Here is a 13,932-nt window from a genome sequence, read left to right on the forward strand (position 1 = left end):
CATTTTAGGCAACTTAGGAAATGACACAATTAATACTGGAGACGGCAACGATATTGCGTTTGGCAATGAAGGTGCAGACCTGATTTTTGGCTTATTGGGACATGACACGCTTTACGGTGGCAAAGAAAACGACAGTCTCGATGGCGGTGAGGGCAACGACTTGCTGTTAGGCGGCAATGAAAACGATGTGCTCTGTGGCGACATCGGTAACGATACCCTGTATGGAGGCAAAGGTAATGATATTCTCAGTGGTGGCAGCGGTTCCGATTTCCTTTCCGGGGATGTTGGGGACGATACATTGACCGGAGGTTCGGGAAATGATGTGTTTTTCCTCAGTCAAAGTTTGGGTAGCGACACCATTAATAATTTCCGCAAGGGAGAGGATTTAATTGGGTTAAATTCTGGTTTGAGTTTCAATCAACTCAGCATTACTTCGAGCAACAATCAGACTTTGATTACTGTGACCGACACCAATCAATTGTTGGCGAAGCTTAACGGTATTACGCCCGGTATTCTCACCGCTAGCGATTTCATTAGTCTGTAGTTATTATACCAAATCCAGGTTGGCTACTCCCTTTATCTGTCGCCGATTGAAACCGCTACTACAGATACTCTCGTCCGAGCAGAAGCGGACTAAGAGATAAAGGGAGTATTTAAGCCTGATTTAGTATTATAGCATAACCCAATACAAAGTATTTAATTTAGAAAACTATTCTCTAATATTCTGACGATCTCGACCACAGATATTAATCAATTTTTACGAATAAAGCGGACTAGAGATTATTCCGTGTCAATGCGCGAACACAACAAGCGATCGCCCTTCTCCACCATCGCATTCGTCCGCAAATAATCGCGCACGCGATCGCAACCATAACCCAACAAATTCAGATTCAACACTCGCTCCACATTCCACAGAATCAGCGTGTTATCCTCACTGACGGAAGCCACAAACTTTCCGTCAGAACTGTAAGCCAATCCCCTAATCGCCGCCGTGTGACCTCTAAGCGTTGTTAGTTGCGTACCGTCCAGTTTCCACAACTTCACCGTGTTGTCTACACTGCCAGAAGCAATAATTTGACCGTCAGGACTAAACGCCACTCCCCACACCGCTGCTGCGTGACCTACAAGCGTTCTCAATAACTTACCGTCAACAGTCCAAAGCTTAACGGTATTGTCTCCACTGCCAGAAGCGATGATATTACCTTGACGGTTAAAACCAACTCTCCAAACTGCCGCAGGGTGACCTCGAAAGGTTCTCACTAACGTACCGTTAAGCTGCCATAACTTCACAGTCCCGTCTCCTCCTGCGGAGGCAACTAACTGCCCGTCTGGGCTAAATGCTACGTGCCAAACAGGAGTATTATGTCCTGTCAGGGTATGCAGTAACGTTCCATTGCGCCGCCAAAGCTTGACCGTGTTATCTTGACTTGAAGAAGCGAGGATTTGACCGTCAGGACTAAACGCTACTGCAAAAACCACAGCTTTATGACCTATTAAAGTTGCACTTGAATTGCCGTTTCGCTGCCACACATTCACCTTATGGTCATCTCTGCCAGCAGCAATTAACTGGCGATCGCCAGTTATAGCAACCCCATAAATTGCTGCATTCTCTCCGGTGAAAGTCGCCAGCAATTTGCCTTGGCGACTCCAAAGTTTTGTTGTGCCGTCCTCGCTGCCCGTAGCAATTGTAGAGCTATCAGCACTGAGAGCGATCGCCCAAATCCCGGCTTTATGTGCAGTAATAGTTGTCTGCAATGGATTTTGACTTTCCCACAGTCTGACGGTGTTTTCTGCGCCTGCCGACGCAATAAAGCTGCCGTCGGGACTCCAATCAACCCCCCAAATCGCAGCGCTGTGACCTCTGAAGGTCGTCAATTCTGTTCCGTCAACGTTCCAAAGTTTTACAGTTTTATCCCGACTGGCAGAGGCGATGGTTTGACCGTCCGCACTAAACACAAGGGCAGATACCACAGCCGTATGACCTTCGAGCGTTTTCAGCAAAGTGCCGTCACGCTTCCAAAGTTTTACCGTTTTATCTCCACTTGCCGACGCAATTGTTTCACCGTCGGGACTAAACGCCACTGAACACAAGACAGAAATATGACCTTCGAGAGTTCTCAGAAAAGTGCCGTCACGCTTCCAGAGTTTTACCGTTTTGTCTCCACTTGCCGACGCAATTGTTTCACCGTCGGGACTAAAAACTACTGAGCCTACCCCAGCAGTATGACCCTGAAGCGTTTTCAACAAAGTGCCGTCTTGGTTCCAGAGTTTTACGGTGTTGTCAGCGCTGGCAGAGGCAATTGTTTTACCGTCGGGACTAAAGGCTACTCCCCACACGCTAGCACTGTGATCCTGAAAAGTTTTCAACAAAGTGCCGTCCAACCTCCAAACTTTCACCGCGTTATCGTCACTTCCAGAAGCAATGAGTTGACCGTCCGGGCTAAATTTGACTGTTTTGACGCTCGCTTGATGACCTTTGAGGGTGGCAATTTCCGTACCATCCCGTTGCCAAAGTTTAACAGTTTTATCTACACTTGCGGAGGCAATAAGCTTACTGTCAGGACTGATATCGACTGCCATAACAGCCGCTTTATGCCCAGAAAAACGGTTGTATTCATCTGCTTGATAAACGGCTTGTCGCAGTACATTTTCAACTTCGCGATTTATACTGGCATCTGCCGATTTTAATCTTTGTAATTTTTGTTTAGCTTCGATCGCTTCTATCAGCGCGTCTAATCTCCGGTTTGAGGCAAACAATCCCTCAGAAGAAGATGTCAGTGCTTTAATTTCGCTGAGTCTTGCTTCGCGTTCGCTTGCTACTGCTCGGCGATACTGAAAATAAGTTGTCGCCCCTAAGCCGCAGGCAAATAGCAATGCTCCACTGACTGCAAACAGCAAAAATTTTTGTCGTTTGGCAGCTTTTTTCTCTTGAATTAATCGTATTTGTTCCTCTCTCAGTCGCGCTTCTACTTCTTTTGTCCGTTCTGCTTCTAAAGCGAGTTGAACTTCTTGGCGATCGAGGTCTTGACTGGCAGCGATAAATTGATAATCCAAGTCGCTCAAACTTTTTACTTGCGCCCAAAATAGAGCTTCTTTCAGCGCTTTACCGCGCAACAGCCGCGATTCATCCTGTTGTTTAGAAGCAATCCAAGCATCGAAGGCTTGGGAGTAAGGGCGCAGTTTCCCTAATTGTTTCTCTACCCATTCTAGGTTAAATACTTCTCGATAAATTCGGTTTTTTACCTGCAAATAACCCGGCTGTTTGACGACTAATCCCGATAGCAATAGTTCGATTTGCTCTCGGCTGTCATCGGTTGCAACTTTTACGCCTTGTAAGATTTGCTGATAAATGCCTAGCAATCTAGCTGCGCGTTGTTCGTTGCGAAGAAGGCGATCGCGTATCGTTTTCAAATGCTCTGGTTCGTCTTGCGATTCCCAGTTCTCGATAAGTTGCGCTCTGACCACAGATTCGACAAAAAAAAATCCTTCAGTTATCGCTGGTATTGTTAAATCACCGCCGCGGGATTCTTTAGCAGTTCTTACCACCAATTCACATATTTTTTGGGACATAAATGGCTGTCCTCCAGTCCAAGCTAATATTTCTTTTATAACTGCTGGTGGATGGGGGATTATATTTTCTAATCCTAAAGCTAATGATTGTGCTTCCTCAAAAGAAAACCCCTGCAAATCGAGCGATCGTCCGATATTAAAAGGAGTCCGATTCTTATCTACTATTAAATCGCTGGGCGTCGCTACTCCGAAAATGGCGAAGGTAATTCGATTGTATTCTGGATTTATGGCTCTTTGGTTGTAACAGTACCGAATCAAGGCAAAAAAATCATCGACTGGAAAATCTAAACTTAAAATGCTATCAATTTCATCAACAAATATAATAATTCTGTCTTCTGGAAATTTGGCTAACAAGATGTCTTCGATGAAATGGCTCAATTTTTGGAGGAGAGAAACTTCTTCTTCTTTCCACCAGCTTTTAAAATTAACTTGCCCTAATAATTTGAAGCCTCGCCACAAATCGCCAACGATTCCTTTATACCATTGTAAGGGAGTGATGTTTTCGCTGCCGATGCGGGTCATGTCGATGGTGCTGCATTTAAATCCTTCAGCTTGCAATCGATATAGAGTGCGGACTAAGAGGGAAGATTTGCCCATTTGCCGCGAGTTGAGGATGTAACAAAATTCGCCAGCTTTTAATGCTTCGTAGAGTTCGGCATCGGCTGCTCTTACTACATAAGTAGGCGCATTATTGGCGAGACTGCCACCAATTTGGTATTGATAATTGTGCATCATTTTGAGCTAAGAGTTTCTGATTATTTAGCGATCGCCCACGGCATCGCACAAATGTCTATCCTCCTCTTTCACATCGGCATTTGTTCGCAGGTAATCCCGCACGCGATCGCACGCATAAGCGAGTTCATCGAGTTTGAGAATGCCCTCCACATCCCACAAAATGACAGTGCGATCGTCCCCGGCGGAGGCAATGAGTTTGCCATCGGGGCTAAACGCAACTCCCCAAACGTTCCCTTCATGTCGGGTTAGCGTCGTTATTTCTGTCCCGTCGGTTTTCCAAAGTTTGAGTGCGCCAGTTGAGCCTCCGCCCACCAGCATTTGACCGTCAGGACTGAAATCAACCGCCATCATGCCTCTAGTATTTCCCTTGAGGGTTTTGAGCAATGTACCATCGCTCGTCCAGAGTTTAATCGTGTCATCCCTGCTGGCCGTTGCCAAAGTGCGATCGTCTGGACTGATGGCAACTTCCCAAACAGGGCTGCGATGACCCTCTAGAGTCTTGGAAAACCTACCGTCAAGACTCCACAAGCGAGCAGTGCTGTCGCTACTGGCTGAAACCAGCCTCTGTCCGTCAGGGGTAAAGTCCACATCGTAAACCCTAGCCCGATGCCCTGTGAAAGTTTTCAGCAAAGTGCCGTCCTTGTTCCACAGTTTCACAGTTTTATCGTTGCTAGCAGAAGCCAGTAGCCGACCATCTGGACTGACGGAGGCATCCCACACTCCCGCCCCATGTCCTGTAATGGTTTTCAGCAGCGTCCCGTCGAACTGCCAGAACTTAATTGTTTTATCTTCACTAGCGGTAGCAAAAATAGGCGGGTTTGCAGGATTGGCGAAGTTAGTACCAGAGAGGAAAGCAACCGAGTGAACGGCAGTCTCGTTTCCGGCAAAAGACTTCAGCAACGTCCCGTCTCGCGCCCACAGTTTGAAACTGCCATCGGAACAGGCGGAAGCTAGCATCTGACCTTCGGGGGAGAAATCCACATCCCAAATCGTGCCGCCATGTCCGTAAAGGACTTTCGAGAAGGGGTTTGTCGGATTCCAGAGTCGAGCGGTATTGTCGTCGCTAGCAGAGACAACCATTTGACTGTTGGGAATAAAGGTCACGCCTCGAATTCCCGATTGATGCCCTTTAAGGACTTTCAACAGCGTCCCGTCCGGCTTCCAGAGATTGATGGTTCCGTCGGCGCTGGTGGAAGCAATCACATCGCCTGCTGTACTGACAGCGACTTCAAACACTTCGGCACTATGACCGCTAAGAGTTCGTAGCAGGGTTCCGTCTGGTTGCCAGAGTTTGACAGTGTTGTCAGCGCTGGCAGAGATAATGGCGGGACGTTTGGCACCGCTATTGTCTGCAAGTAAAGCGAACTCAACGTCCCAAACAATGCCGCTGTGACCTTCCAGAGTGCTCACCAGTTCGCCGTCCTTAGTCCAGACCTTGACCGTATTATCTGTGCTGCTAGAGGCGAGGAGGTTTCCATCCGGGCTAAAGGCAACACCCCAAACTGCACCTTGATGTCCGCTCAGGGTTTTGAGCGGTTTGCCATCAACGCTCCACAGGCGAATGGTGCTGTCTTCACTGGCGGAGGCGATGCGCTCACCGTCTGGACTCACGGCAATGTCCCATATCGCAGCGCTGTGTCCCTGAAAGGTTTTGAGCAGTTTACCTTCTCGACTCCACAGATAAATGTTGCCGTCCACGCTGGATGTCACCAGGCGCTGGCTGTCGGGAGTAAAACGGAGGGCGTAGACGCTGCTGATCGTATGCTGGAGAGTGTGCAGCAAGGTGCCATCCCGCTGCCACACCTTGGCTGTTTGGTCGCCGCCTCCGGTGGCGATGAGTTGACCGTCTGGACTGACATCAACTGCCAGAACCGGGCTGGAATGCCCCAACAAGCGATTGAATTCTGCCGTTCCGTAGATGGCTTGTTGCAGTATTTGTTGAACTTGAGATTGCAAATGGGGGCTGGAATTCGCGAGAGTGTCGAGCCTGCGTCTGGCTTTGATGGCACTCACGAGGGCGTCTAATCGCTGTTGGGAGGCGAATTGTCCTGCGGAGGAGGAGGTGAGGGCTTGAATTTCGCTGATGCGGGCTTGCTGCTCGCTGGTCATCGCGTAATGATATTGCCAGAGGGCGAAAATGCTGGAGGCGATCGCAACGATTAATGCCCCACTCAAGGCTGCGATCGACCTTCGCTGTCGCTTCGCTATCTCTCGCTCTAAAACTAACCGCTTGCGTTCTTCTGCGAGTCTCGCTTCAACTTCTCTGAGCCTCGCTGCTTCCAGCGCTTGCTGCACTTCCAGCCTGTCTAATTCTTGAGAAGCCGCTAAAAATTGATAATCCAAATCGCTCAAACTTTTTCCCTGGGCCCAGTAGGAAGCGTCTTTTAGCGATTGTCCCCGCAACAGTCGCGATTCATCGGTTTGTTTTGAAGCGATCCAAGCGTTGAAAGCTTGGGAGTAAGGACGCAGTTGCTCTAACTGTTTTTCTACCCATTGTAGGTTAAACACTGCTTGATAAATCGGGTTTTTGACCTTCAACAAACCTTGTTGTTTAACTACCAAACCTGATAGCAACAGTTCGATCTGCTCTCGACTATCATCGGCTTCAATTTCACCCCCCTGTAAGAGCTGCTGATAGATGCCTAAGCTACGTGCAGTGTATTGTTCGTTGCTAAGGAGGCGATCGCGTATCGTTTTTAAATGCTCCGGTTCGTCTAGGGATTCCCATTTATCGATGATTTGCGATCGCACCAAACTATCCACCCAAAATGCCTCTGCTCCCGGGGGAATATTTACTACTCCGCCCGCCGTTTCAAGGCTAGCTCTGTAAGCCAAATAGCAAATTTTCTGGGTGAGGAATGGCTGTCCTGAAGTCCAAGCTAATATTTGTTTGATTACGGCATCAGGATTACTTACGGCACTCTCTAATCCTTTAACTAATAGTTGCGATTCGTGCCGTTCAAAACCCCGCAAATCTATAGCACGACCGATATTAAAAGGAGTTCGCTTTTTGTCAGCTATTAAATCGCTCGGCGCGGCTACTCCAAAAATTGCAAAACTAATGCGATTGTATGAAGGATTAATCGCTCGCTGATTGTAGCAAAACCGAATTAAGGCAAAAAAATCATCGACCGCGAAATCCAAACTGAGAATGCTATCGATTTCATCGATGAATATAAATATCTGCTCTTGAGGAAATTTGACCAGTAGGATATCTTCTATAAAATGGCTCAATCTTTGCAGAAACGAGACATCTTCTTCATCGCACCACCAGGTTTTGAAATTAACTTGCCCTAATAATTTGAAGCCGCGCCACAGTTCCCCAATCATGCCTTTATACCACTGTAGGGGAGTGATGTTTTCGCTGCCGATGCGGGTCATGTCGATGGTGCTGCATTGAAATCCTTCAGCTTGCAATCGGTGGAGGGTGCGGACTAAGAGAGAAGATTTTCCCATTTGTCGCGAGTTGAGGACGTAACAAAATTCGCCAGTTTTTAATGCTTCGTAGAGTTCGGAATCGGCTGCTCTTACTACATAGGTAGGCGCATTATTGGCGAGACTGCCACCAATTTGGTATGGATAATTGTTCATCATTTTGAGCTAAGAGTTTCTGATTATTTAGCGATCGCCCACTCGATCGCACAAATGTCTGTCCTCCTCCTTCACATCGGCATTTGTTCGCAGGTAATCCCGCACGCGATCGCAAGCATAAGCCAGTTCATCTAATTTGAGAATTCGCTCCACATCCCACAAAATGACAGTGCGATCGTCCCCAACAGAAGCAATCTGTTTGCCATCGGGACTAAACGCCACCGCCCAAACATTCCCCTCATGTCGGGTTAGCGTCGTTATTTCCGTGCCGTCAATTTTCCAGAGTTTGACTGCGCCAGATGCGCCTCCCGCCACCAGCATTTGACCGTCTGAACTGAAATCAACCGCCATCATGCCTCTAGTATTTCCCTTGATGGTGTTCAGCAACGTGCCATCGATCGTCCAAAGTTTAATCGTGTCATCCATGCTCGCACTTGCCAAAGTCCGACCGTCTGGACTGACAGCCACTTCCCAAATTCCACTGCGATGACCTTTCAAAGTCTTGTTCAAGCGACCGTCCAAACTCCACAACCGAACTGTGCCATCTGCACTGACAGAAACCAGCCTGTTTCCGTCGGGGGTAAAGTCCACATCGTAAACCCTAGCCTCATGTCCTGCGAACGTTTTCAGCAAAGTGCCGTCTCGCTTCCACAGTTTCACGGTTTTGTCGTCGCTGGCAGAAGCGAAGAACTGACCGTCAGGACTGACGGAGACATCCCAAACGCTAGCCCCATGTCCTGTTATGGTTTTCAGCAGCGTCCCGTCGAACTGCCAGAGTTTAATCGTTTTGTCTGTACCAGCAAAAGCGAGTACAGGCGAGATATCTTCTTTGGCAAAGCTAGCAGGAGAGACGAAAGCAACCGAGTAAACGGGAGCCTTGTCTCCCGCCAAAGACTTCAGCAACGTACCGTCTTTTGCCCACACTTTGAAGCTGCCATCCGAACTAGCGGAAGCTAACATCTGACCGTCCTGGCTGAAGTCCACATCCCAAATGATGCCGCTATGTCCGTACAGAACTTTCGAGAAAGGGTTTGTCGGGTTCCACAGGCGGACGGTATTGTCGTCGCTGGCGGAGACAGCGATTTGAGTGTTGGGAATAAAGATAACGCCGCGAATTGCAGATTGATGCCCTTTGAGGACTTTCAAAAGCGTCCCGTCCGGCTTCCAGAGATTGATGGTTCCGTCTGCGCTGGCGGAAGCAATGACATCGCCTGAATCGCTGACGGCAATTTCCAACACTTCCGAACTGTGACCCCCGAGAGTTCGTAGCAGCGTTCCGTCGAGTTGCCAGATTTTAACTGTGTTGTCAGCGCTGGCAGAGAGAATAGCGAGACGTTGTGTGCCGTCACTGTCTGCGAGGAAGGCGAACTTAACGTCCCAAACGGCAGCCCCGTGCCCTTCCAGAGTTCTCACTCCTTTGCCGTCCTTGGTCCAGACCTTGACCGTACCGTCGGTGCTGCTAGAGGCGAGCAGGTTTGCATCCGAACTGAAGGCAAGACCCCAAACCCCACCTTGATGTCCGCTTAGTGTCTCCAGCAGTTTGCCATTAAAGTCCCACAGGCGAATCGTGCTGTCTTCGCTGCCAGTGGCAAAGCGATCGCCGCCCGGACTGACGGCAATGTCCCATATCGCAGCGCTGTGTCCCTGAAAGGTTTTGAGGAGCTTGCCGTCTCGATCCCACAGATAAATGCTGCCGTTGAGACTGGATGTGACCAGGCGCTGGCTGTCGGGACTGAATTTGAGCCCGAAGACAGCAGCCGGGTGTTGCAGGTTGTGGAGCAGTGCACCGTCCCGCTGCCACAGCTTGACTGTGCGATCGCCGCCGCCGGTGGCGATGAGTTGGGCGTCTGGGCTGACATCAAGGCCCAGAACCACGCTGGAATGCGCCGTCAGGCGATTGAATTCTGCCGTTCCGTAGATGGCCTGTTGCAGCACTTGTCGAACTTGCGATCGCAACTGGGGGTTGGAATTAGGGAGGTCATCGAGCCTGCGTCTGGCTTTGATGGCAGTGACGAGGGCGTCTAATCGCTGTTGAGAGGCGAATTGCCCTGTGGAGGAGATGCTGAGGGCTTGTATTTCGCTTTTGGCGGCGCGGTAATATTGCCAGAGGGCGAAAATGGCGGATGCGATCGCAGCTATCAGCAACCCACTCAACGCTGCAATAAACTTGCGCTGTCGCTGTGCTGTCTTTCTTTCATAAGCTACGCGCTTGCGTTCTTCTACCAGTCGTGCTTCGACTTCTTTTACTCGTTCTGCTTCCAGTGCTTGCTGCATTTCCAACTTGTCTAATTCACCAGAAGCGGCTAAAAACTGATAGTCCAAATCGCTCAAACTTTTACCTTGCGCCCAGGATTTAGCGTCTTTCAGCGCTTGTCCGCGCAACAGTCGCGATTCGTCTTGTTGTTTGGAAGCGATCCAAGCATCAAATAGTTGAGAGTAAGGGCGCAGTTGCCCTAAGTGTTTTTCTACCCATTCGAGATTAAATACTTCTTGATAAATTATGTTTTTTACCTGCAAATACCCATATTTTTTTACCACTAAACCCGATAGCAAGAGTTCGATTTGTTCTCGGCTGTCATCGGTTGGTACTTCCACACTTTGCAAGATTTGCTGGTAAATGCTGAGCAATCTTCCGGCGCGTTGTTCGTTTCTCAGGAGGCGATCGCGTATCGTTTTTAAATGCTCTGGTTCGTCTAGGGATTCCCAGTTATTGACGATGCGCGATCGCACCAAACTATCCACCCAAAATGCCTCTGTTCCCGGGAGAATATTTACTAATCCGCCTGCCGTTTCTCGGCTGGCTCTGTAAGCCAAATAGCAAATTTTCTGAGTGAGGAATGGCTGTCCTGAAGTCCAAGCTAATATTTGTTTGATAACGGCATCAGGATTGCTTACGGCACTCTCTAGTCCTTTAACTAATAGTTGGGCTGACTGCCGTTCAAAACCACGCAAATCTATAGCACGACCGATATTAAAAGGAGTTCGCTTTTTGTCAGCTATTAAATCGCTCGGCGCGGCTACTCCAAAAATTGCAAAACTAATGCGATTGTATGAAGGATTAATCGCTCGCTGATTGTAGCAAAACCGAATTAAGGCAAAAAAATCATCGACCGCGAAATCCAAACTGAGAATGCTATCGATTTCATCGATGAATATAAATATCTGCTCTTGAGGAAATTTGACCAGTAGGATATCTTCTATAAAATGGCTCAATCTTTGCAGAAACGAGACATCTTCTTCATCGCACCACCAGGTTTTAAAATTAACTTGTCCTAATAATTTGAAGCCGCGCCACAGTTCCCCAATCATGCCTTTATACCACTGTAGGGGAGTGATATTTTCGCTGCCGATGCGGGTCATGTCGATGGTGCTGCATTGAAATCCTTCAGCTTGCAATCGGTGCAAGGTGCGGACTAAGAGAGAAGATTTTCCCATTTGCCGCGAGTTGAGGACGTAACAAAATTCGCCAGCTTTTAATGCTTCGTAGAGTTCTGAATCGGCTGCTCTTACTACATAGGTAGGCGCATTATTGGCGAGACTGCCACCAATTTGGTATTGATAATTGTTCATCATTTTGAGCTAAGAGTTTCTGATTATTTAGCGCTCGCCCGCTCGATCGCACAAATGTCTATCCTCCTCTTTCACATCGGCATTGGTTTGCAGGTAATTCCGCACCCAATCGCATCCATACTGGAGAAAATCGAGCTGGAAAATTCGCTCTAAATTCCACACAATTGCTGTAGTATCCTGACTCGCTGAGGCGATGAAGTTCCCATCAGGGCTAAAGGTAACTCCGAACACCCCATCGCTATGTCTTTTTAAGGTTTCAAGTTCTTGACCATCGTACCTCCAAAGTTTAACAGTGCCGTCAAAACTTGCTGAAGCGAGAGTCTTGCCATCGGCGCTAAATGCCACTGAGAATACCCCATTTTTGTGTCCTTTTAAGGCTCTAATTTCTGTACCATCCAACCGCCAAAGTCTCACCGTGCTATCCATACCTGCTGAAGCGAGAGTCTTGCCGTCAGGGCTAAATGCCACTCCCGCCACCTGACGGCGATGGCTTGTTAAAGTGTGTAGAAGCTTGTAGCTGGACTTTCCAGAGGCGATCGCATTATCCCACTGCCAAAGTTTGACTGTGCCGTCCACACTACCAGAGGCAATCAGCTTTCCATCGGGACTAAATGCCACTCCGTTAATGTAATCGGTATGCCCTTTGAGGGTTGCCAATTGGGTGCCGTCAATCCTCCAAACTTTGACCGTTTTGTCCTCACCCACCGAGGCGAGTGACTGCCCCTCTGGATGGAAATCAACGGCGAAAACTCTACCTTGATGTCCGGTAAAAGTCTGGAGTAAAGTTCCGTCGAGTCGCCACAATCGAACAGTGCTGTCATAACCGCCTGTAGCAATTGTGTCTCCCTTTGGGCTGAAATCTACTCCGAAAACTTTATCAGCTTGTTTGGGGAAAGTGCGAATTAAGCTACCATCAAGCAGCCGCCAAAGTTTAACGGTATTGTCACGACTGGCGGTGGCAATTGTCTTACCATCAGGACTGAATTTTATGGTGTAAATTGATGCTTGATGTCCGTTAAGAGTCTTGAGCAAACTGTCATCAAGCTTCCATAGCATTATCGGGCCATCCCAACTCGATGAGGCAAAGATTTGCCCGTCAGGACTCCAAGCCAATCCAGAGACGACATCCTTGGCGACTAGCAGGGTTTTTACCAGAGTCCCGTCAAGCTGCCACAGTTTGACTGTTCTGTCTAGACTTGCCGAGGCAAGCAAACCATCTTGAGGGTTAAAAGCGATTTTGGTCACGGCATCGCTGTGTCCAGTTAGGGTTTTGACTAAAGTTCCATCAAGGTGCCAAAGTTTGACCGTTTTATCCGCACTCGCCGAGGCAATAAGATATTCTGAGGGGCTGTTGGCGTAGCCTGCGCTTGGCGAATAGGCAACATTCATAACTCTATCGGTATGTCCGGTGAGGGTTCGGATCGGTTTACCGTCTGTATTCCAGAGTTTGATGGTTCGATCTTTAGAAGCAGATGCAATAGTTTGACTGTCCGGGCTAAAGGCAACGCTGGTAACTTCATCTGTATGTCCGGTGAGAGTTCTGTGCAGTTTGCCGTCTGTACTCCAGAGTTTAATTGTTTTATCTTTAGAAGCGGAAGCAATAATCTGATTGTTAGGAGCGATCGCGACTTGTGTAACGTTATCGGTATGTCCTTTTAATGTCTGCCACAAGGTATAACTCTGCTTGATATTTGGTACATTTGTACTGTTTTTGCGCCAAAGTTTGACTGTTTTATCCCCAGAACCCGAAACAATTAGATCCCCTTTGGGGTTAAATACAACTCCCCAAACTGCATTGTTGTGCCCTTGAAGTATTCCTAGTTTTGTACCGTCTTTTTTCCAAAGATCGATCGTTTTATCGGCAGAAGCTGAGGCTATGAGTTCCCCATCAGGGCTGAATGTTATATCATTAACCACATTGTCATGCCCCGATAAATGATTATAGTCAACTGCTCCATAAACAGCTTGATGGAGGGCTTCTTTAACTGAGCGTTCGAGTTCTGGGTCTACACCACCTAACTTTTGCAGTTGTCGCTTTCCTCTGATTGCCTCTATGAATGCGTCTAATTTTTGATTTGAGGCGAATAGTGCTTCGGAAGATTTGGCGATCGCTTTGATCTCGCTGACAGCAGTTTGCCGATACTGAAAATACACCGCTAGCCCCAATGCACAGGCGATAATTAATGCTATACTTACTACAACAAGCAAAAATTTTTGCCGCCTAGAACTTTTTTTCTCTACAGCTAATCTTTTTTGTTCTTCTGTTAGTCTGGCTTGAATTTCTTTAGCCCGTTCTGCTTCCAATCCTACCTGCATTTCTCTTCGGTCTAATTCTTCAGAAGCGCCTAAAAACTGATAATCTAAGTCACTCAAACTGTATCGGCTCAATAAATAGAGGGAGCAGTTATTCTAGTTGCCAAGACAAGCCCAAGGGATGAAGAGAAGATTTTTCGCGAATAATAGTAG

General features: G+C 48.0%; 5 protein-coding genes. 1 reads left to right on the forward strand and 4 read right to left on the reverse strand.

Annotated elements, in window-relative coordinates; all coding sequences use genetic code 11:
• Positions 1 to 544, forward strand: a 544-nt coding sequence (locus E5S67_RS28580) for a calcium-binding protein (RefSeq protein WP_281363586.1), incomplete at its 5' end; no start/stop codon positions are given.
• Positions 545 to 780: 236 nt separating this feature from the next.
• On the opposite strand, the gene E5S67_RS28585 is transcribed toward E5S67_RS28580, so the two are convergent.
• From E5S67_RS28585 to E5S67_RS28600, 4 genes are read right to left on the reverse strand one after another with little or no spacing between them, the layout of a single operon-like run.
• The gene (locus tag E5S67_RS28585) at positions 781 to 4,302 is read right to left on the reverse strand and encodes a WD40 domain-containing protein (protein WP_172192367.1); all 3,522 of its coding nucleotides are present in this window, start codon (positions 4,300 to 4,302) and stop codon (positions 781 to 783) included.
• 27 nt (positions 4,303 to 4,329) lie between these two features.
• On the reverse strand, positions 4,330 to 7,896 hold the full coding sequence (locus E5S67_RS28590) for an AAA-like domain-containing protein (RefSeq protein ID WP_172192369.1): 3,567 nt from the start codon (positions 7,894 to 7,896) through the stop codon (positions 4,330 to 4,332).
• Positions 7,897 to 7,923: 27 nt separating this feature from the next.
• Positions 7,924 to 11,466 (reverse strand): AAA-like domain-containing protein, encoded by a 3,543-nt coding sequence (locus tag E5S67_RS28595; RefSeq protein WP_172192371.1) that lies wholly within the window; start codon positions 11,464 to 11,466, stop codon positions 7,924 to 7,926.
• Positions 11,467 to 11,493: 27 nt separating this feature from the next.
• Positions 11,494 to 13,839 carry a WD40 repeat domain-containing protein gene (locus tag E5S67_RS28600; protein ID WP_246277024.1) on the reverse strand — a complete coding sequence of 782 codons (2,346 nt, stop codon included), beginning with the start codon at positions 13,837 to 13,839 and terminating at the stop codon, positions 11,494 to 11,496.
• Positions 13,840 to 13,932 lie beyond the last annotated feature (93 nt).

This window comes from Microcoleus asticus IPMA8, assembly GCF_013179805.1.
Taxonomy (GTDB): Bacteria; Cyanobacteriota; Cyanobacteriia; order Cyanobacteriales; family Microcoleaceae; genus Microcoleus; species Microcoleus asticus.